The organism is Wenzhouxiangella sediminis (genome assembly GCF_003410055.1).
GTDB classification, from domain to species: Bacteria; Pseudomonadota; Gammaproteobacteria; order Xanthomonadales; family Wenzhouxiangellaceae; genus Wenzhouxiangella; species Wenzhouxiangella sediminis.
Genome location: NZ_QUZK01000034.1, coordinates 32910 through 53528 on the forward strand (window position 1 = coordinate 32910; position 20619 = coordinate 53528).

12 protein-coding genes are annotated in these 20619 nt (G+C 67.8%); 3 read left to right on the plus strand and 9 right to left on the minus strand.

Annotated features, from left to right (window positions below):
• Positions 1-4: 4 nt before the first annotated feature.
• The 4 genes from DZC52_RS07405 to DZC52_RS15510 all read right to left on the minus strand — a co-directional run bounded on the left by DZC52_RS07405 (position 5) and on the right by DZC52_RS15510 (position 11487).
• The gene (locus tag DZC52_RS07405; RefSeq protein WP_116650492.1) at positions 5-6007 is read right to left on the minus strand and encodes a beta strand repeat-containing protein; all 6003 of its coding nucleotides are present in this window, start codon (positions 6005-6007) and stop codon (positions 5-7) included.
• Positions 6008-6826: 819 nt separating this feature from the next.
• Entirely contained in the window at positions 6827-9514 is a 2688-nt protein-coding gene (gene polA, locus DZC52_RS07415; protein ID WP_116650494.1) for a DNA polymerase I, read from the minus strand.
• Between the two features lie 42 nt (positions 9515-9556).
• Positions 9557-10336 carry an ABC transporter ATP-binding protein gene (locus DZC52_RS15505; RefSeq protein ID WP_181918832.1) on the minus strand — a complete coding sequence of 260 codons (780 nt, stop codon included), beginning with the start codon at positions 10334-10336 and terminating at the stop codon, positions 9557-9559.
• Positions 10333-11487: a hypothetical protein gene (locus tag DZC52_RS15510; RefSeq protein ID WP_181918833.1), complete on the minus strand. Its 1155-nt coding sequence runs from the start codon at positions 11485-11487 to the stop codon at positions 10333-10335. The genes DZC52_RS15505 and DZC52_RS15510 overlap by 4 nt, the downstream gene beginning before the upstream one ends.
• 117 nt (positions 11488-11604) lie before the next feature.
• On the opposite strand from DZC52_RS15510, the gene DZC52_RS07425 reads away from it, so the two are divergent.
• The gene (locus tag DZC52_RS07425; protein ID WP_220338301.1) at positions 11605-11955 is read left to right on the plus strand and encodes a DUF2782 domain-containing protein; all 351 of its coding nucleotides are present in this window, start codon (positions 11605-11607) and stop codon (positions 11953-11955) included.
• Positions 11956-11988: 33 nt separating this feature from the next.
• Here the strand turns inward: DZC52_RS07425 and rsmA are convergent, their stop codons facing one another.
• The 5 genes from rsmA to DZC52_RS07450 are packed head-to-tail and all read right to left on the minus strand — an operon-like array spanning position 11989 to position 18383.
• Positions 11989-12768: a 16S rRNA (adenine(1518)-N(6)/adenine(1519)-N(6))-dimethyltransferase RsmA gene (rsmA, locus tag DZC52_RS07430; RefSeq protein WP_116650496.1), complete on the minus strand. Its 780-nt coding sequence runs from the start codon at positions 12766-12768 to the stop codon at positions 11989-11991.
• Entirely contained in the window at positions 12765-13733 is a 969-nt protein-coding gene (gene pdxA / locus DZC52_RS07435; RefSeq protein ID WP_116650497.1) for a 4-hydroxythreonine-4-phosphate dehydrogenase PdxA, read from the minus strand. The genes rsmA and pdxA overlap by 4 nt, the downstream gene beginning before the upstream one ends.
• A 16-nt stretch (positions 13734-13749) precedes the next feature.
• A complete protein-coding gene (locus DZC52_RS07440) occupies positions 13750-15030 on the minus strand; it encodes a peptidylprolyl isomerase (protein ID WP_116650498.1) in 1281 nt (426 codons plus the stop codon).
• 32 nt (positions 15031-15062) lie between these two features.
• The gene (locus DZC52_RS07445) at positions 15063-17231 is read right to left on the minus strand and encodes an LPS-assembly protein LptD (protein ID WP_147307635.1); all 2169 of its coding nucleotides are present in this window, start codon (positions 17229-17231) and stop codon (positions 15063-15065) included.
• Positions 17232-17285: 54 nt separating this feature from the next.
• Positions 17286-18383, minus strand: a complete 1098-nt coding sequence (locus DZC52_RS07450; RefSeq protein ID WP_181918834.1) for an aminopeptidase — start codon at positions 18381-18383, stop codon at positions 17286-17288.
• Here DZC52_RS07450 and DZC52_RS07455 point away from each other — a divergent pair.
• Together DZC52_RS07455 and DZC52_RS07460 are read left to right on the plus strand one after the other, a co-directional pair.
• Complete coding sequence (locus DZC52_RS07455) at positions 18316-19083, plus strand: class I SAM-dependent methyltransferase (protein ID WP_181918835.1); 768 nt, start codon at positions 18316-18318, stop codon at positions 19081-19083. The two genes, DZC52_RS07450 and DZC52_RS07455, sit on opposite strands and share 68 nt — an antisense overlap.
• Before the next feature lie 112 nt (positions 19084-19195).
• On the plus strand, positions 19196-20602 hold the full coding sequence (locus DZC52_RS07460; RefSeq protein WP_116650502.1) for a choice-of-anchor D domain-containing protein: 1407 nt from the start codon (positions 19196-19198) through the stop codon (positions 20600-20602).
• The last annotated feature ends 17 nt before the right edge of the window (positions 20603-20619 follow it).

The following is a 20619-nucleotide window of genomic DNA, read 5'->3' on the forward strand; positions in this document are numbered from 1 at the left end:
GTGATCATGGCAGGTTGCAGCTCTGGGCGTAGTTGATGGTTCCGCTGGTGAAGACCGTCGCGCCGCCGTTGACCGTCACTACGTCGGCCATGCTGGTCTGGGCAATATTCGTCACCGAGGCGTCCTGCTGCACCAGTCCGATGTCGTCGAAGAAGCTGCTGGCATCGGTGCTGACGGTGTTGTTCACGATATCGGCGCAAATCGTGGCGCTGTCGAGCGCGTTGACCAGGATCGTCTCGCCGCCGGAGCCCAGGGAATGGACGACATTGTTCTCGACGGTGAAATCCATCCGGCCGGCCGGGTTGGCGGTATCGCGCGAGAGCAGGCGAAGCCCGCGATCCATGCGGGCGCCCGTGCTGCCGATGGTATTGCCCTGGATCAGGAAGGCGCCGGTAAAGGAGCCGGTGCTGCCCGGCACCGATCCGGCCTCGCCGTCGCCGACGATGCTGATCCCCACGCCCCGGATGTTCGGCGCGGTGAAGGTGTTGTTGGCGATCGTGCCGCTCATGGCCGAATCCTCCAGCGGCGCGAGCCCGACGTGGGCGCCGTCGAGGTCGATGAACTGGTTGTTGCTGATATCGACGCTCATCTCGCCGGTCTCGGTGGTGGCCACGCTCAGGCCCTGCCCGCCGCCGGCACGGCTCATGTTCTGGAACACGTTGTCCTGCACGACCAGGCTGTGGATGCCGGTCCCCTGGGCGTTGAAGGTCAGGCCGTTGCAGCAGATCGAACTGCCGCCGAAGGGCTGACCGAAGGTGGTACCGGTGACGGTGAGATCGAAACTGGCCGAGGCGCCGGTCAGGCTCTGCAGCAACAGGCCGTTGGAGTTGGTCGTGGTGTTGGCGTTGCGCAGCAGGCTGTCGGTCACGCTGACGTCGACGGCCACGGTGTTGTTGGCCAGGTGCAACGCGTTCTCGGCGTAGCCGTCGAAGATCACGTTGTGCAGGGTCACCGCGTCGCTGACGTTGTCGATGTTGGGTGCGTCACCGAAGTGGATGGCGTTCTCGTCGTTGCCGTCGCCGGCGGCGTTGATCTCGCCGTCGTGGAAGGTAAAGGCGTTGCCGCCGCTGCCCGGTGTCGAGGCACTCAGGCCGGTGCCGTAGATGCCGTGGCTGCCGGTGTTCGATACGATCATGCCGCCGAGCGAGACATTGCGCGCGCCGACCAGGCGCACGGCGTTGTCCGGGCTGCCGGTCAGCGTGCCGCCGCTGCCGACGGTCGTCGGCGATCCGCTTCCGGTGACGCTGAAGCCGCCGGCACCGGTGACGTTTTCGAGCACGATGCCGCGGGCATTGGTGTTGTAGACCTCGGTGAGGGTCACGCCGGTGCTGCCCAGATCGGTGCTGGAGATGCTCACCGCGGTTCCCTCGAAGGTGCCGGCCGCTCCGGCCGAGGTCGGCGAGATCTCGAGCGTGCCGGCGCTGCTGGCGGCCAGTGCCGAGGTCGTGTTCGTATTGACGCGGTTCCACTGCGTGAACGCGATGCGGCCGGTGTTGTTGGTCAGCGACACGCCGCCGCCGGATTCGCCCGCGTCGTCGAGATCGATGACCAGGTTGGTGCCGACGGTGAAGCCGGAAGGCAACTGCGAATTGGCGACCGAGACGGCATAGACGCCGTTCCCGAGCGCACCGCTGGTCACGTAAAGGATCCCGCTGGCGGCCTCGCCGACGAGCGTCATGCCGTCGACCGACAGCGCGGGGGCGCCGTCGGCCTGCAGGGCGAGAGTCGGAATATTCATGTCGAGCGTCCCGCCGCCGCTTGCGAAGAGGCCCACGCCGCCGCTGGTCGTCACGCCGAGGTTCCCGTCGATGTCGATCGTGGCCCCGGCATTGTTGGTCAGTCGCAGACCACCGGACGGCGCGGCCGGCTCCAGGCTCTTGCTGGAACCGCTGAACGCCAGCGTGCCGCCGGTGACGTTTGCGATCGTCAGGACCGCGCTACCCGCAGCACCGCCGCCGCAACCGCCCGAGCAGGCCAGGCTGCCGGTCAGGCTGATGTTGCCGCCGGTACGATTCCGGATACCGATGAAGTCGCCGGCGCTGGTCTTCTGCAGGCTGCCGGCATAGTCGATGGTCGCCGTCCCGCCCGAGATGCGCAACGCGGCGCCGGACATGCCGGCCAGGCTGCCGGCGCCGAGTGCGAGCGTCCCGTCGACGTCGACGAGATCGACGGCATTGCCGGTCGCCGAGTTCGAAGCCAGGGTGCCGAAGGTGGCGTTGGCCGTGCCGTTGTCCAGCGACAACGCGGCACCCGAACCGGTTACGTCGAGCTCGCTCGCGCTCAAGGTGCCGAAATCGGTGCCGTCGATCCCGGGGCCGGCGGTATCGCCCACCGCGAAACCGCGCAGCAGATTGTTCGCGCCCAGGCTCACGCCGCTGCCGGCGGCGTTGGCGACGCTGGGCCGGCCGCCGCCGGTGGCCGGGAGCACGCTGTCGGCCGGCAGGCTGAGCCCGGCGATCGACGCAATGGGAACGGTGGCCGCCTCGCCGATGAGGAACTGTCCGTCAAGCAGGCCGACACCGCCCGTGTAGTCGCCGCTGCCGGCGTGCAGGAACAGCACGTCCCCGGCCTGGTCGGCGGCCGCATCCAGGGCGGCCAGCGTATCGAAGGGCGAATCGACGCGCCCGTCGCCGCCCGCGGCAGCGGCGTTGTCGGCGAACCAGACGCGATCCGGTCCCACCGGCAGCGTGACCGTGCCGGTCGCCGTGCCGAAGCCGTTGGTCACGCTGTAGGTCAGCGTGGCGTTGCCGCCGGAAAAGCCCGGCGCGGGATTGAACTCGAAGCTGCCGTCGCCGTTGAGCACGGCGTCGCCGTTGCTCGTCGCATCGACGGCCAGGCTCACCGCGTCACCGGCGGAGAGATCGAGCACGGTGTAGCCGCTGCTGCGCGTGGTATCCACGCCGACGTTGCCGACCAGGGTGGCCGGATAGGTGTCGTCGGCTGCCGCCGGTCGCTCGCCGATGGCGACGGTCACGGTGGCGCAGCTGTCGGTCGCCACGTTCTCGATGCAGTACTGGAAGGAATCGAGCCCGGTGAAACCGGCATCCGGCGTGTAGACGAAGCTGCCGTCGGCAGCCAGGCTGACCGAACCATTGGCGGCCGACGGGACCGGCGTGGTGATGGCCGCCTGCGGAAAGCCGAGCGTGTCGTTGTCGAGCACGCCGTCGGCGGCGCTGACGCTCAGCGCGGTGTCGAAGCTGCCGTGGTAGGGGATGGAACCCGGCGAGCTGCCGGCCGGAATGCCGCCGGTGGGATCGTCATTGGCCACGGGGGCCTCGTTGACCGTCAGCGTGAAGCTCTGCGTGGCGTCCGGCGTGACGCCGTTGGCCGCCGTCACGGTCAGCGAATACTGCCCGCCGGAGCCGGCCTGGGGCGTGCCGCCGATGGTGTCCGTGCCACCGTCGAAGGTCACGCCAGCCGGCAGCGCACCGCCGAGCGTGATCGTCGGTGCCGGGTAGCCGTCGGCGGTGAACGAGAACCCGCAGGGTGAACCCACCGCGCAGGTCTGGGCGGCACCGGAGGTGATCGCCGGCGGTTGCTCGACGGTCAGCGTGAAGGTCTGGTTGGCGTCGGGCGCGATGCCGTTGGCGGCCGTGAGATCGAGGACGTACTCGCCGCCGGCGCTGGCCGCCGGCGTGCCCGAAATCGTTCCGGTGCCGGCATCGAAGCTCACCCCGGCCGGCAGTGCCCCGGTCAGGGAGAAGCTCGGCGCCGGGTAGCCGTCGGCGGTGAACTGGACGCTGCAGGCCTGTCCCGTCCGGCAGCTGGCGGCATTCGACGAGGTGATCGTCGGCGCCTCGTTGACGGTCAGGGTCAGGGTCTGGACATCGTCGGGCGCGATACCGTTGGCGGCGGTGACGGTCAGCGAGTACTCGCCGCCGCTGCCCGCCTGGGGCGTGCCCGACAGGGTGTCGGTCCCATCAAAGCCGACGCCGGTCGGCAGGGTTCCGGCGACACTGAATCCGGGCGCCGGGTAGCCGTCGGCCGTGAACGCCAGGCTGCAGGCCTGTCCGACTTCGCAGGTCAGGCTGGCCGGCGAGGTGATCTCGGGCGGCTGGCCGATCGTCAGCGTGAAGTTCTGGGTGTCGTTGCCCTCGCTGTTGCTCGCCTCGAGGACCAGGTTGTACTCGCCGCCGGTGCCGGCGTCGGGCTGGCCGGAGAGCACGCCCGACGAGGCGTCCAGGCTCAGCCCCGCGGGCAGGCCGGGCAGCGAGAAGCTCGGGTCGGGATGACCGTCGGCGGTGAAGGTGAAATCACAGGCCGCGCCGACTTCACAAGCCAGGTTGTCGGCCGAAGTGATGGCCGGCGCCTCGTTGACGGTCAGCGTGAAGGTCTGCTCGGCATCGCTGCCGATGCCGTTGGCGGCAGTGACGGTCAGGGTGTAGACCGCGCCGCTGCCCGCCTGCGGCGTCCCTTCGATCGCTTCGTTTCCGGCATTGAAGGTCACGCCGGCCGGCAGGGTACCGGACACCGTGATCGTCGGATCGGGGTAGCCGTCGGCAGTGAATGCGAAATCGCAGGCGCTCCCCACCGAACAGGTGGCGTTGTCGGCAGAGGTGATCGCCGGCGCTTCATTGACGGTGACGGTGACCGTGGCCGTGTCGCTGCCCGCCGGATTGTCGATGCGGTAGTCGAAGACGAAGTCACCGGTGAAGCCCGTCTCCGGCGTGAAGACGACCTGGCCGTCGGCGCTGACCGAGAGACTGCCGTCGGCGCCCACGGTGACGCTGTCGCCGGCGGCGTTGTCGTCGACCGTCCCGCCGAGATCACCGCCGCCGAAGGCCGAGACCTGCGGCGCTGGCCAGCCGGTGTCGTTGGCCAGCAGTGCCCCGCTGCCGGTATCGAGGGTATCGCCGGCGAGCACGTCGAAGGCGTCGTCGACCGCGCCGGCCGGGCGCTGGACCTCGATGGTGACCGTCGCATCGACGGCGCCGGCCACGTTCTCGAGCCGGTAGTCGAAGCTGAAAGCGCCGTCGAAGCCGGACTCGGCCTGGAAATCGAAGCTGCCGTCGGCATTGACCGTCAGGCTGCCGTCGGCACCGACGCTGACCGTCGCCCCGGCGGCGTGATCGGTCACGGTGCCGGAGAGGTCGCCACCGCCGAAGCTCACCAGGTCGGCTTCGGGCAGGCCGCGATCGTCGTTGGCCAGCAGGCCGGATGCCGAGCCTTCGTTGATCGGAGAGGTGAGCTGGGTGGTGTAGCTGTCCGCCTGCGGAACGGGCGGCGCGGCAAACACCAGGGCGCTGTCGAGCCGCAGAAAGGCGGTAAGACCGTCGCCGCTTCTTTGCCCGAACACCGCCCGAACGTCCACACCGCCTTCCGGGTCGCTTGCCGAAGTCTGCACCAGCAAGTCATCCGCGTCCCAATCCGCCAGCGCCCCCGAATAGACCGCGCCGGCAGCAGCCACGCCGGCACCGGCCAGGCACAGCACGGAAATCAGGGTCAACCGACCTCGGCGCCCGAGCATGAAAAGGCCCAGCGCAAGCATCACCAGGGCAAGCGCGAAGAGCGCAATGCCCGTCGCCACCGGCACCGCCAGCGCCGTCATGCCCGGAAGATAGATCGGGTTGCCGTTGACTTCCAGCAGGGTGGCGTTGTCGCCGAGCTCGTTGCTGGCCACCACGCCGATGCGGGCGCCGCGGAAGCGCAGCGAGCCCGGTACGGCCACGCTCGTTTCGATGACGTGGAAGCCGGCCATACCCTCGCCGACGCCGACCGGCCAGCCGCCGCCCACGTTGACCGGTGGGCCGAAGGTATCCGTGGCCGGATCGACACAGTCCCGGCGCGTCACGGCGGTGACGTCGGCGGCGGCCAGGCCGGCGGTCTCCACGGTGTTGCGGACGATGACCTCGACCCCCTCGAAGGGACCGTCGGGCGTCGCAACCGTGCAGCCCGTGCTCGTGCGGGCGTCGAGGTCGATGAGAAATTCGTGCTGGGAAGTCAGCGCCTGCGCCGCGCCGCTTGCCAGCACCAGGAGCAGCAGCCCCCCGATTCGCAGTGCATTCACCCTCTGAAGTCCCTCTGGATTATTAGCGTTGGCACCGACGGAAACCCGCGGACCGACCAAGCCCCGCCTTTTCCGCTCAAACCCGAGATCGCATCGTACTGCCAGACTTGCCCCCCATCAAGAAAATCCGCACCAGCGCACCGAGAACCTCGCTGTCGATAGCCGCCGGAGCGCAGGAACCGGAGTGTATGTGCGAATACATGAGGATCCCAAGGACCGCCGGACGCCGACAACTGCGTTTTCGGTGCGCTACATCGCCGATTTCGGAGGAATTGGTCAAGAGCGTGGCGAGAGCGTTGGTGTCGGTGGCCGCCGGAGCGCAGGAACCGGAGTGTATGTGCGAATACATGAGGATTCCGAGCACGCGTTTAACGGCACTCCGCTGCGGCTCCTTTCCTTCGGAAAACCGCCACAGCTCCATTGCCTACGCTGCCGGACGGCGGCTCCGCCAGTTGCGTCTGCCATCTCAGAGGGATCGTTCAAGAGTGTGGCGAGAGCCTCGCGTTCGGTGGCCGCCGGACCGGAGCGACCGCAGTGTATGGATCAATACATGAGGATCGCGAGGACCGCCGGACGCCGAACGCGAGGCTCTCGGCGCGCTATTGATCGATCCCGGAATAAAGAAGGCCCCGGGCGAGGGAGGACCCGGGGCCTGTAGTCGGATCCGGTTTGGGGACTGTAACCGAATCCTTGGCCCGCCTAGGGAGGGAAGCGGACCAAACCATGCGCATGGTGATTAAATAGACCAGCACTCATGCGCGAAAGTTCCGAAATTTCCGCCGATTTTCAGAAATTTTTTTCGCTTTGAAAATCAGCCAGTTAGTGGGCCGTTTCCCAGTCCGGCCCGCTGTTGGCTTCGACCAGGAGCTCGACCTTGAGTTCCGCGGCGTGCTGCATGCGATCGACCACGCCCTCGCGCACCGATTCCAGGGCCCCTTCGTCGACCTCCAGGATCAGTTCATCGTGGACCTGCATGACCAGTTTCGCGGGCACGTCCCCGGACTGGATCCAGGCGTCCACATCGATCATGGCGCGCTTGATGATGTCGGCGGCCGTGCCCTGCATGGGCGCATTGATGGCCGCACGCTCGGCGGCCTGGCGGCGCTGATTGTTGCGCGATCGGATTTCGTCCGCCCACAGACGCCGCCCGAACAGGGTTTCCACGTAGCCCTGCTTGCGGGCCCGCTCACGCGTTTCCTGCATGAAATCGCGGACCCCCGTGTAGCGATCGAAGTACCGGTCGATATACTCCTGCGCCTCGTTGCGGGGCAGCTCGAGTTGCCGCGACAGCCCCCAGGCGCTCATGCCGTACATGAGGCCGAAGTTGATGGCCTTGGCGGCCCGCCGCTGGTTGTCGTCGACGGCGTCGATCTCCAGACCGAACACTTCGGCGGCCGTGGCCTGATGAATGTCCTCGCCCTCGGCGAATGCGGCGAGCAGGCGCTCGTCGCCGGAGAGGTGGGCCATGATGCGAAGCTCGATCTGCGAGTAGTCGGCCGCGAGCAGCACGGTGCCCGGCGGCGCCACGAACGCCTTGCGGATCCGCCGCCCCTCAGGCGTCCTGATCGGGATGTTCTGCAGGTTGGGGTCGGTCGAGGAAAGCCGGCCGGTGGCGGCCACGGCCTGGTGGTAGTGGGTGTGCACCCGCCCGGTGCGGGGATGGATCCGCTCGGGCAGGCGGTCGGTGTAGGTGTTCTTGAGCTTGGCCAGTCCGCGGTGCTCGAGGATCAGATTCGGCAACTCGTGGCCTTCGACCGCCAGCTCCTGCAGCACGTCCTCGGCCGTCGACGGCTGCCCCTTGGGCGTCTTGCGCTTGACCGGCAGGCCGAGCTGCTCGAACAGGATCTCCTGCAGTTGCTTGGGCGAGCCGAGGTTGAACGCCTGCCCAGCGGCCGCGTGGGCGGCCTCGACCAGCTCGTCGAGCCGCTTTTCGATCTCGGCGCTCTGCGCCGCGAGCACATCGACATCGAGCGCCACGCCCGTTCGCTCCATGCGTGCGAGTACCGGAATCAGCGGGATCTCCAGCTCACGGTAGACCCGGCTGGGCCCCTCGAGCTTCTCGAGCTTGGGCCACAGATGCTGGTGGAGCGCCAGGGTGACTTCCGCATCCTCCCCGGCATACTCGGCGGCCGTTGCCACCGGCACCTGGTCGAAGGTCACCTGTTTCTTGCCCTTCCCAGCCACCGTCTCGTAGGACGTGGTCTGGCGCCCCAGGTAGCGGGTTGCCAGGGAATCCATGTCGTGGCGCGTGCCCGAGGAGTGATAGGTGTAGGACTCGAGCATGGTGTCGTGCTCGATTCCGCCCAGGGCAATGCCCGCACGCTCGAGCACGTTGAGGTCGTACTTGAGGTGCTGCCCGACCTTGGGACGGTCGTCGTCCTCGATGATGCCGCGCAGCGCCTCGATGGCTTCGTCCGCGCTGAACTCGTTATCCTGGTCGGCGTGCGCCAGCGGGACGTACCAGGCCTTGCCGGCCTCCACGGCGAAGGAGAAGCCGACCAGGTCGGCGTCGAGCGGTTCCAGGCTGGTGGTTTCGGTGTCGAAAGCGATCAGATCGGCCGATTGCAGGGCCTCGACCAGGGCATCGAGCTGCCGCTTCGTGGTGACCGTCTCGACGACCAGCTCGTCGCCTGACGCGGCGCTGTCTCCCGCGTCGTCCGTGTATTGTTTCAGCCAGGTCGAGAAGCCGAAGCGCTTGAGCAGCGCGATCATGCGCTCCCGGTCGGGCTCGCCGCGCTTGAGGGCTTCCAGACCGCCTTCGAGTTCGACCGAATCTTCCAGCTCGACGAGCTCGCGCGAGAGCTTCAGCTGCTCGAGCCCACCCCGGAGGTTGTCGCCGACCTTGCCGCCGATCTCGTCGGCGTGCTCGATCACGCCGTCGAGATTTCCGTACTGCTTGAGCCACTTGGCCGCCGTCTTCGGACCGACCTTCTCGACGCCGGGGATATTGTCGGAACTGTCGCCGGTCAGGGCCAGCAGGTCGGCCACGAGTTCGGGCCCGACGCCGAACTTCTCCTCGACCAGGCCGGGGTCGTATTGCTTGTCCTGCATGGTGTCTTCGAGCACCACGCCGTCGGCAACCAGTTGCGCGAGATCCTTGTCGCCGGAGGAGATCAGCACCGGCCGGCCGGCCTCGCGAGCCTGTCGCGTCAGCGTGGCGATCACGTCGTCGGCCTCCACGCCCTCGATCACGAGCCGGGGCAGGCCCATGGCGTCGATCAGCTCGTGCAGCGGCTCGAGCTGCGACCTGAGTTCGTCGGGCATCGGCGGACGCGTGGCCTTGTACTCGGCATAGGTCTCGTGCCGGAAGGTCTTGCCCGGCGCGTCGAAGACGACGGCCACGTAGTCCGGCTCGTAGTGCTCGAGCATTCGACGCACCATGTTGGCCACGCCGAAGATCGCCCCGGTAGGCTGGCCGTCGCCGCTGGTCAGGCTCGGCAGGGCGTGAAAGGCCCGGTAGAGGTAGGACGAGCCGTCGACGAGGCAGAGGCGGGATTTCTTGGTCATTGCAGTCGGTTGGGGCCGTTTTGGAACGAGGCCCACATGGTACTACCGACAGCGCGGCCGGCCGCGCTCGTGCGGGGCGCGCTCGCCCGCGCTCGACTCGCCCAGAACCCGGGCCACGCAGGCTTCCAGCCCCTCCCCGCTCGCGGCGAGTTCGCGGGCCATCCGCTCCCGGTCCCAGTCGAGCAGGAGCCGGCCTTCCAGCAACACGATCACGTGGTCGTGCAGGGATTCGACGACGGCCATGTCGTGCGTTGCCATCAGCACCGTGCACCCGCACTGCGACGCGAGCTCGGTCAACCAGCGTTTCAGCGCCAGCGCGCTGACGGGATCGAGGCCGTTGATCGGCTCGTCGAGAAGGATCAGCGGCGGCGAGCCGAGCAGGGCCAGCAGGACCGACACCTTCTGCCGGGTTCCCAGCGAACAGGCCGCCAGCCACTCGTCCATCCAGGGCATCAGGCCGAAGTCGTCGGCCTGCTGCAGGGTCTTTTCCGGCACGGATTCGAATCCGCGGCTGCGCGAGAACAAGGCCAGGCACTGCCGCGGCGTCAGCAGGCCGGGCAGCCGGTCCTGCGCCACCATGTAGCCCAGCCGTTCGCGCGCCTCGCGTTTGCGGCCCGGGACCGGCCAGCCCCGGACGAAGATCGTCCCGCTTCCGACCGGCCGCAACCCGGCAATCGCGGCCAGCAAGGTACTCTTGCCGCTGCCGTTGGGACCGATCAGCGCGGCGAGTTCGCCTTCGCCGAGGGAGAACTCGACATCACGCAAAACGGGAGTCCGCCCCAGCGTGACCGACAAGCCCGAAACCTGCAGAACGGCCGTCACGGCGCCTCCCTGGCGGCCAGCCGAAGCAGCCAGGCGAAACAGCCCAGCCAGATCAGCGGCGCCGTGAACGGCGCGGCCTGGGAAAGCGTGCCCCAGGTCAGGAGGACACTCGTCGAACGCAGTCCCGTCAGGCGCGGCCGATGGCGCCAGGCCAGCACGGAGGCCGCATGAAGCGAGAGCGCGCCGGTGAGCGCCAGGGCGACGACCAGCGCCGCCGGCACGGACAGGCCCATCAGGGCCGCCAACCCGAAGACGAAGAGCGCGAGCGAGACGACCAGCAGCGCCGGCAGCACGCACAATTGAAGAACGAAGGGCCCGGGTCGCTGCGGCAATGCCGCGGTCAGGCTGCTGGCCTGCACGACCACCCGAAGCGACGACGTCCAGAACTGCAGCCACTGGAGCAGCAGGGCGCCCAAGAGCAGCGTCATGCCGACCTGGAGGAAACTGGCCCCGGCCGGAACGAGTAGCACCAGGAGCCCCAGCGACCATCGCATGCCCGCAGTCCAGCGCCGACTCTTGTAATCCGTCCATTGCCAGTGAGACAGCACCGAACGCCGCTCGCGCGCGACGCACCGACCGCCCGGTCGCGATCGCGACCGGCGCGACGCCGAAGACGTGGCCTGCGGCCGGGCCAGCAGCGGCAGGATCAGCCAGGCGAGCATCGGCACGACGAACGCCGGCAGCCAATCGAAGACGGTCAGGTCGACATCGCCCGGCGCCAGGCGATGCACGGATACCAGCGCAGCAAGCAGGAAGACGGCCTGCATCAGCGCCAGGCCGAAGCTGCGCCATCGCGACCAGACCCGCATGGCCCAGGGCATCTGCGGCAGGGCGGACAGCCAGCCCGACGCCGCCTCGGCCAGATCCCGTCGCGCCGACGGCACCAGGCCGGCCAGACACAGCAGGAAGACCGCGGCCCAGGCCGCTGCGCCCCAGCGCCGCAGCCAAACGAGTACGGTGCCCGCGTGCGCCTGAGCCAGCGAATACAGGAGGCCCAGTACGAGCACGACGCTGGCCAGGCCGAGCAGCCCGACCAGGCCCGAAAGCGCCGGCCGGTCGACAACCTCCTTCAGGAGATTCGCCCACATCGCGCGCCGGGCGGCGACGACCGGATTGCCGTGGGGCGCGGGGGATTGAATCGACGGCGACATGGCCGGCAGCTTAGCCTTGTCGATGCAGCCTCGCACGTGCCGAACGTCACGCTGAAATCTCTGCGATCACCCGCCCTCTGGTAGACTTGCCACACACATCGTTCGAAGGCCGCCCAGATGCGATACATCCTGCTGATCCCGATTTTGCTGATGGCCTGGCCGGCCCTGGCCCAGGACGATCCCCCGCCGTCCGATGCACCGCCGCCGCCCCCGATTCGCGAGCCGCTGCCGCCCAAGGTGCAGGATCCCGACGAGCAGATCCAGCCGCAGGTGGTCATTCGGCGCGAAGAGGACCGCATCGTCGAGGAATACTCTTCCGGCGGCGCCGTGTACATGATTCGCGTGACGCCCATCGAGGGTGGCCCGTCCTACTACCTCATCGACACCGACGGCGACGGCGAGCTCGAAAGCCGGCATGACGGTATGGATCCGGTGAAGCCGGCCTACTGGAAGATCGCCGAATGGTAAGTCGGCAGCGCTGCCTTTACAGATCCTGAGCGCTCACGCCTCTCCCAACTGATCGGTTAAGGAAATAAAGCCCGCCAAATCTACCGTCTCGGCACGGGCCATGGGGTCGATGCCGGCGGCTTCGATGGCCTTTTCGTCCAGCAAGCCTTTCAGCGCATTGCGCAGCGTCTTGCGGCGCTGGCCGAAGGCTCGGCGAACGACTTCTTCGAGCTGCGGCAGGCGCGATAGCGTCTCGTCTTCGAGGGGCTTCGGGATCATGCGGATGATGGCCGAATCGACCTTCGGCGGCGGGCGGAACGCGCCCGGGGGTACGGTGAACAGGCGCTCCATCCGGCAGTGGAAGGCCGCCATCACCGAAAGCCGGCCGTACTGCTTGGTTCCGGGCGCCGCCACCAGGCGGTCGACGACCTCCTTTTGCAGCATGAAGTGCATGTCCGTGATCACGTCGCGCCACTTGAACAGGTGGAACATGATCGGGGTGGAGATGTTGTACGGGAGATTGCCCACCACGCGCACGGGCCCGTCGGCCACGGCGGCCAGGTCGACTCCCAGCACATCGGCCTGGATGACTTCGAGTCGCTCGGGAAAGCCCAGGCGCTCGGGCAGGGCCGCGGCCAGGTCGCGGTCGAGCTCGATGGCCGTCACCCGGGCACCGGCCTCCAGCAAGGGGCCGGTCAGCACGCCCTCGCCGGGGCCGATTTCGATGATGCGATCCGTGTCGCCGGGCCGGATGGCCGACACCAGGCGGGCGATGATGCCGGCATCGTGGAGAAAATGCTGTCCGAAGCGCTTGCGTGGCCGGTGCGCCTTCATCCGCGCGGCCGGGACATGCCGCGCGCCAGGTTGATCGCGGCGTTGAGACTGCCCGAATCGGCCTTGCCGGTCCCGGCCAGGTCCAGCGCCGTGCCGTGATCCACCGAAGTGCGGATGAACGGAAGCCCGAGGGTGACGTTCACCGCATGCCCGAACCCGACGTGCTTGAGCACCGGCAGGCCCTGGTCGTGGTACATCGCCAGCACGACGTCGAACGCACGCAGGCGGTCCGGCACGAAGGCGGTATCGGCCGGCAGCGGACCGGTCAGCGACATGCGACTGTCCAGCTTCTTCATCACCGGTTCGATGATCTCGATCTCCTCGCGCCCGAGGTGGCCGCCCTCGCCGGCGTGCGGGTTGAGGCCGAGCACCGCGATGCGCGGCCTGGCCAGCCCGAACTGGCGCTGCAGGCCTTCGTGAACAATTTCCAGAGTCCGGGTCAGGCTATCGGCGTCGATCGCGTCGGGCACCTCGCGCAGCGGCAGGTGGGTCGTCGCCAGGGCCACGCGCACCTGGCCGGCGACGAGCATCATCACCACCCGGTCCACGTCCGACTCGGCGGCGAGAAATTCGGTGTGACCGCTGAAAGGAACGCCCGCTTCGTTGATCACGCCCTTGTGGACCGGGCCGGTGACCAGACCGTGTACGCGGCCGGCCAGGCAGTGGCGGGCGGCCACGCGGAGGCATTCGAGAACGTATTCCGCGTTGGCTGGGTCGGTGCGCCCGGGCACCGCCGGGCGGGCCAGTTCCACCGGCAGGCAGCGGATGCCGCCGGTGGCCCCGGCCTCGACCGAGTCCAACTCCTGAACCGTGGTCTCGAGGCCGAGCCGCTCGACGGTCTCGCGCAGCAAGCCGGGATCGGCCACCAGGATCAGCGCCGGATCGAGGGCCGCCGCCCGACACGCGAGTTCGGGCCCGATGCCGGCCGGTTCACCCGGCGTGACGATGAGTTGCTCGAGCGCCATGCCCGGGACCGACTCCTCAGAGCCGGATTTCGACGAAGGACTCGTTGCGCAACTGCCGCATGAACCGGTCCAGTTCTTCCTGGGATTTCTGCTGCGACAGCATCTCGCGCGCCTCCGAGCGCCGGATTTCTTCCGTGCGGTCGGTCTGCCGCACGTCCAGAAGTTTCACCAGGTGCCAGCCGCGTGGGCTGCGGAAGGGCTCGCTGAGCTCGCCCGGCTCGAGGGAGTCGACCGCTTCCTGGATGTCCGGCCCATAGCCGCCGGCCGGGAACCATTCGAGCAGGCCGCCGAGGTTGGCGGTCGACTGCTCGCTGGAGTACTCGCGCGCCAGTTCGGCGAAGTCCTCACCCTGCTGGATGCGGCGCCTGAGGTTCTGGATCTGTTCGCGCGCCTCTTCGGGCGAGATCAACTCGGAGGGGCTGATCATCAGGTGGCGCGCCCGATACTCTTCGACCATCACTTCGCTGCGCTCGCGCACATCGCGCACCTTCAGGATGACGAAGCCGGCCGGCGTACGCAGCGGCTCGGTCACCTCGCCGGGCCCGAGCCCCTGGATCGCCTCGGCGAAGACCCTGGGCAGGGCGCTGGCGTTGCGCCAGCCGACGTCGCCGCCTTCGAGGGCATCCGGGCCCTGGGAATAGCTGATGGCCGCCGCGGAGAAGGCCATGCCCTCGTCCAGGCGCCGGTAGATTTCCTCGACGCGGGACTGCGCTTCCTGCACCTGCTCGGGCGAGGCCGACTCGGGCACGGAAACGACGATCTGCGAAAGCAGGTACTCCTCGCTGCTGAACTGGTCGGAGGCGAGCAGGATGTCGATTTCGGTGCCGCTGATGGGGTCCATGGAATTGACCACGCGCTGCTGCAGCCGCGAGGTCATGATCTCGTGGCGGATATCGCGCCGGAATTCCTCGAAATCGATGCCGTCGGACTCGAGCACCCGGCGCAACTGCGCCAGCGGCAGGTTGTTCTGCTGGGCGACCCGATTGAGCGCATTGTCGACGTCGGCGTCGGAGACGCGAATGCCGGTCTGCTCGGCCCGCAGGACTTGCAGACGCTGCATGATCAGGCGCTCGAGCACCTGCTCTTCGAGCACGCTGCGCGGCGGCAGGTTCTCGCCGCGCGCCCTGACCTGCTGCGAGATGGCGTCGATGGCCTGGTCGAGTTCGCTTTGCAGGATCACGTCTTCTTCGACCAGCGCCACGATGCGGTCGATGGGCTGGCCGTCCGATTGCGCGGTCGCCAGCAGGGGCAGCACCAGAATCAGTGCCGCCAGGGTTCGAATCATTGCCTGTTTCATTGCAATTCAGTTCCTCAGAGAATGCTTGCCTGTCATCGCCAGGAGGGATCGGTGAACAGCCGGTAGGGCGGGCGGCCGATGCTGCCCAGGCCCTTGAGCTCGAGTTCGACGAAGAATGCCGTGCGCTTGTCCGACTCGCGGTCACGCACCCATTCGCGCGCGGTGAATCGCAGCGACCAGCAACAGCTGTCGTACTCGATGCCGCCGAGCACCTCCAGTGTCTCATTTTCCTCGAACGAATACGTTACGCGCCCGATAAGGTTGAGCCGATCGTTGACCGGGTAACGGAAACGCATATCGGCCTGGTCGACCCGGTCCCGACGGAACCGGTAGCCCAGCGCCACCTGACGGGCGTCCCGACCCTGCCAGTTGAGACCGAATCTCGCAACCTCGGTTTCATCTTCCTCGTCGTCCCATTGCAGGCCGGCGCTCAGGGCGAGCTGGCGCGCCGGCCGCCAGGTCATCTCGGCCACCGTGGCCGAACGCTGGCGCGTGTCCGGCGCCTGGTCGTCGAGCTGCACGCGCAGGTCCCTGAAATACAGGATCTGACCGACGCTGCCCTCCAGCCGGCTGAAGCCGTCCTCGGCCTCGAGCAGCCGCGAGGTCAGCGCAAGCGTGAGCTGGTTGGCGTCGCCCTGGCGATCGGGACCGCTGAACCGGTTGTAGTGGAACAGCTGGCTGAAGCCGAAGGTCAGTTCGCGCGTGTCGAAATCCGGGAAATCGTCCTGGTTGCGGTACGGGACGTAAAGGTAAAAGAGCCTGGGCTCCAGGGTCTGGATGCGCCCGCTGTCGAGGCGGCGCTCGAAGGCCAGGCCGGCATCGAGCGTGGCGATCGGCGTGGTGCGCGTCAGGCTGGCCTGCCCGCCGCCGTCGAGCTCGTAGGCCGTCGAGCGCACGCCCAGCGACGGGCGAATGTGCCAGCCCGGCGCCACCAGGTCGTAGTGCAGGCGCGGGAACAGGTCGACACGCGCTCCGGTCACGCCCACATCGCGGTCGAAGTAGACCGCTTCGCCGTCGAGGGAGAAGCGGAAGCGTCCCCCCAGCGGCCGATCGATGGCAAGCAGTGTCCGCGGCAGGCGCCGGTACGGTTCCTGCGTCGGCCCCACGCTTTCGTCGAGCACCTGGAAGTTGTCGGCCAGCACCTCGAACGACCAGTAGCGACCCGATCCGCGCAGGCCGGCCGACGATCGAAGAAACTGGATGGCCGAGTCGCGAAGGTCGCTGCCCAGGTCGATGAAATATTCCTCGTCGCTCGCCCGTTTCAGGTCGAGCGTTGCCAGCCAGCCGTCGGACGGCTTGAAGCGGTAATCGAATTCGCCGTAGTAGCGGCTCTCGTTCGTGCGCTGGTCGTCGGGCAGCCAGTCGATGCGGAACTCACCGGCCTGGCGCTGCGTGAGGAAGCGGTGTTCGAAGCCCAGCAATGGGCCGCGCTTTTCGATCCAGCGCGCCGTGATCGTGGCGTCCTGGTTGGGCGCGATATTCCAGTACCAGGGCACGGAGATGTCGAGGCCGTCGTCGGCCGAATAGCCGAACCCCGGGTACAGGAAGCCGCTCTTGCGCCGGTCGTCGAGCGGGAAGCTCAGCCAGGGCGAGTACAGCAGGGGCACGCCCTTGAAGGTCAACCGCGCGTTGCGGGCCGTGCCCACGCCCTTTTCCAGGTCCATGTCGACGCTGGACGCCTGCAGCTGCCAGTCGGTCTGCTCCGGCGGGCAGGTCGTGAAATCGAAGGTCTCGAGCCGGGCGTGCTCGGGATCCCGCAGCAACACGCTGCTCGCCGAGCCGCGCGCGGTGGTGCCGGGGATGGTGTAGACGACCGACTCGAACTGGCCGCTTTGCCGTCGCGTGTCGTAGCGGGCGTTCTCGGCATCGACGTTGAGGCGCGGACCGCTGTACTGCAGCCAGCCGGGAATGCGCACGCGGCCGGTCTGCGGTTCGTAGATCAACTCGTCGGTTTCGAGCTGCTGCCGGCCCTGGGTGAGCCGCACGCTGTCGCGAAAACGCACTTCGTCCTGCCGGCTGGCGTCGAACTGCCCGGCATGAATGTCGGTGGTGCCCGGCTCGGTCTCCGGCGGCGCTTCGGGAATACGCAGCGGCGCCGGCGGCGGGCACGACAGGGGCTCGTCCACCTCCGCCCGGGCGGGCGTGGCGGCCTGGGCGAGCGCCAGGGCAATCGCGGCGGAAAGCAGGTGATGCGGCGACAAGTCGGGTTCCGGCTGCAAATTAGCCGGTTAAGTTTGCATATCCCCCGCAATTGTTCAATGGTCGCCGCGCAGAAAGGCCGCCCGCCGCTGCGCATCCGCCTCGGCCAGGGCACGGGCGCGCTCGTACAGGCAGCCGAAGTCTTCGGCGCATTCGGACCGGTAGAGCGACTCGAAAGCGGTAACACCGGCCTCGTAAGTCGCCACCAGCGCCAGATGGGCGTTGTTGAGTTCGCCCGATGCCCAGGCCTCAATCCGATGTCCCCCTTCGCTTTCGGCCAGGCGCCGCAATTCGGAACCGAGTCGCTCGAACTCGAGCGACTTGACCGCCGCCAGCTCGTCCCGGCCGGAGGCCTGTCCGTAGCCGAGCGCCAGCCGCTCCCGGGCCGCCATCAACGCCTCGGTCAGCCGACGGTCCAGTGCCTGGCTCGCTCGCCACTCGCGCACGACGGCATCGTCGCCCTGACGCGCGAGCCAGCGTCGCGCCCCCTCGCGACCGACGAAGGTGGCGAAGGCCTCGTTGAAGGCGGTATCGCCGCGCACGTAGAGCATTTCGTGGGTCAGTTCGTGGAAGATCAACTCGGCCAGCGCCGGATCGGACAACTCGAGCATGCTGTCGAGCACCGGGTCGTCGAACCATCCCAGCGTGGAATAGGCGGTGGCCGGAAAGACCGCGACGTCGAAGCCCTCGGCCGCCATTTTCGAGGCGAGCGCCCTGGCGCGTTCTCGGTCGAAGAAACCCCGGTAGGCGAGACAGCCGACCAGCGGATAGCACCAGGTTTCGGGAACGACCGAGTAGGCCGGCGCGGCGACGACGTTCCACAACGGCGCTTCGCGACCGAGATCAGCGTAGTCGGAGTAACTGCCGCTGTCGGGCAGGTCGAGTTCACTGGAGGCGAACTCGCGAATCTCGAGAACCGTGCGCAGTCGCTCGCGCAACGCCGGCGCGGTGACCGGATCGGCAATCAGTTCTGCGATATCCTCGCGCTTGGCCAGAATCTCGATCTGGCCCCGGGCGGCCTGGCCGTACCACGCCACCGTGGCGCAACCGGCCAGCGCCAGCAGCATGACCGACAGGAGCAGACCCTTGACCGACCACAGCGACCACAGCGACCACAGCGACGACTGGTACCTGGACGACGAATTCTGGCGCAACTTCGGCTCGCTGATGTTCAACGCCGACACTTTCGCGCGTGGCTCCCAGGAAGTCCAGCTACTGCTCGACCTGCTCGGCGAGCACCCCGGAACCGTGCTCGATCTCGGCTGCGGACCGGGACGCCACGCCCTGCCCCTGGCCGACGCGGGCCTGAAGGTCACGGCGGTCGACACCAGCCCCTCGCTGCTGGCCCAGCTCGAGGCAGCCCTCGACGGCCGCGACATCGAGATCGTCGAGGCCGACATGCGCGAGTTCACGCGCGAGCAGGCCTTCGACCTCGTCATCGTGATGTGGACGAGCTTCGGTTATTTCCCCGACGAGGCCGATCATCGGCGCGTGCTGGATCGCATCCACGACAGCCTGAAGCCGGGTGGCCGGCTGGTGCTCGACCTCGTCGGCCTGGAGTATCTTTGCCGCCACCTCCAGCCCGTCCACCTGACCGAGTACGATGACGGCCGCATCCTGGTCGAGCGCCCTGACCTGACCGCGGACATGACCCGGCTCGAGAACGAGTGGATGCTGATCGACGGCGATCGCGTCCATTACCACAGCTTCTCGCACCGGGTGTGGTCGGCCGGTGAGATCCGGTCGCTGCTGGCCCAGGCCGGCCTGGCCGTGGAATCGATTCACGGCGACTACGCCGGCAGCGACTACGATCTCGAGGCGGAACGGCTGGTGGTCATCGCGCAGGCCACTTGAAAACCCGCGCCGACGGGAGGATGATTCTTTCCAGTCGTCTTGCCAAAAGGGGCACGATTCTCGGGGTCGAGCCGGATGTCCGGCCGGGTCCGGTCGAGCCCGGGAGACGACCATGGCCATCCGCTGCATCCGCGCAATCGCGCTCTTCCTTCTCTTTCCGTGGCAATCGTGCCTCGCCCTCGATGAGTACCGCCTCGACGACGGCGTCAAGGACAGCGCCTGGGGCCTGGCGGGTGGCAGCGGCGATATTTCCTTCGCCTGGCTGAACCGGTTCACGGTGGAACCGGGGCTGGAGACGATCACCGGCCTGCGCGTGGCCTTCGGCGGCGATTCCGGCAACAACAACGTGCCCAACGGCACGAGCGTGACCTTCTACCTGTGGGCGGACCCCAACCAGGACGGTGACCCATCCGACGCGGTCGTGATCACGTCCTGGTCGGACCTGGTTGCCAACACCGGCAGCAACACGCTCAACACCTACACCCTGCCCAGCCCGCAGACCCTGACGGCCGGCGACTCATTCTTCGCCGGGGCGATCATCAACGGCCTGGCCAACGTCCCCTTCCCCAACGATGTGCGCGTCGGCGCGCTCGACGAGGACGGCAGCGACTCCATCCCGAACTACCCGCCCAACCTGCAAAGCTGGGTGGCCTCGAGCAACCAGAGCATTCCCGTCGACCCGGGCGATCTCGACGGCGCCGTCAATGCGGTCGCAAGAGTGAGCAACGCCTTTCCACTGCCGACCTGCCAGGGCTGCAGCGGCGACGGCACCTGGCTGATCCGAATCAATGCCCAGGATCTGTCGGGCACCCCGCAGCTGTCGATTTCACCGGACAGCCTGAACTTCGGCCCCAGCCGGGTCGGGGAAATCGCCGGGCCGCTGGCGACCACGCTGACCAGCAGTGGAACGGCGAGCGTCGACGTCACGGCCATCACGCCCGCGACCTCGCCCTGGTTCCTCAACACGCTGGTGCCGGGCGCCTGCCCCACGCCGCCCTTCTCGCTGGTGCCCGGCGCGAGCTGCACCCTCGACTACACGTTCGCACCGACCGCCGCAGGCCTGCAGTCGACATCGATCACGGTCAGCTCCAATACGGCGCCGCCTCCGCCGGCGCCGGTGCTTCTCCTCGGCGAAGGCGTGGACGTGATCCTGGAAGTGCTTCCCCTGAACCTGGACTTCGGCACGGTGGCATTGGGCGAGACCGTGACGGCGCCCCTGCAAGTCATCAACGCCGGCAACGGCACGGCTACCGGCTTCGACCTGGAAGTGCTGGGGGTCAATCCCGCGCTGCCGCCGGAGTTCGTTGTCGCCCCGGGGACCTGCGGTCCCTTCCCGTTTACCATCGCCTACCAGGCGGGCTGCGACCTCGAGGTGCAGTTCACGCCGGCGGCGCCCGGCGGGCATATCTTCACCACCGAGTTGATCACTGATGCATCCGTCACGCCGGGGCCATTCGACCTGACCGGAAATGCCGTGGTGGTCGAGATCTTTGCCGACCGCTTCCAGGCGTCGCCGTAGGGGGCTTGTTCAGAGCC

Coding starts and splice junctions, on each gene's coding strand:
- polA (WP_116650494.1), bottom strand. CDS start 9,514: ATGACCAAGAAATCCCGCCTCTGCCTCGTCGACGGCTCGTCCTACCTC.
- DZC52_RS15510 (WP_181918833.1), bottom strand. CDS start 11,487: ATGTCGCCGTCGATTCAATCCCCCGCGCCCCACGGCAATCCGGTCGTC.
- DZC52_RS07425 (WP_220338301.1), top strand. CDS start 11,605: ATGCGATACATCCTGCTGATCCCGATTTTGCTGATGGCCTGGCCGGCC.
- rsmA (WP_116650496.1), bottom strand. CDS start 12,768: ATGAAGGCGCACCGGCCACGCAAGCGCTTCGGACAGCATTTTCTCCAC.
- pdxA (WP_116650497.1), bottom strand. CDS start 13,733: ATGGCGCTCGAGCAACTCATCGTCACGCCGGGTGAACCGGCCGGCATC.
- DZC52_RS07440 (WP_116650498.1), bottom strand. CDS start 15,030: ATGAAACAGGCAATGATTCGAACCCTGGCGGCACTGATTCTGGTGCTG.
- DZC52_RS07460 (WP_116650502.1), top strand. CDS start 19,196: ATGGCCATCCGCTGCATCCGCGCAATCGCGCTCTTCCTTCTCTTTCCG.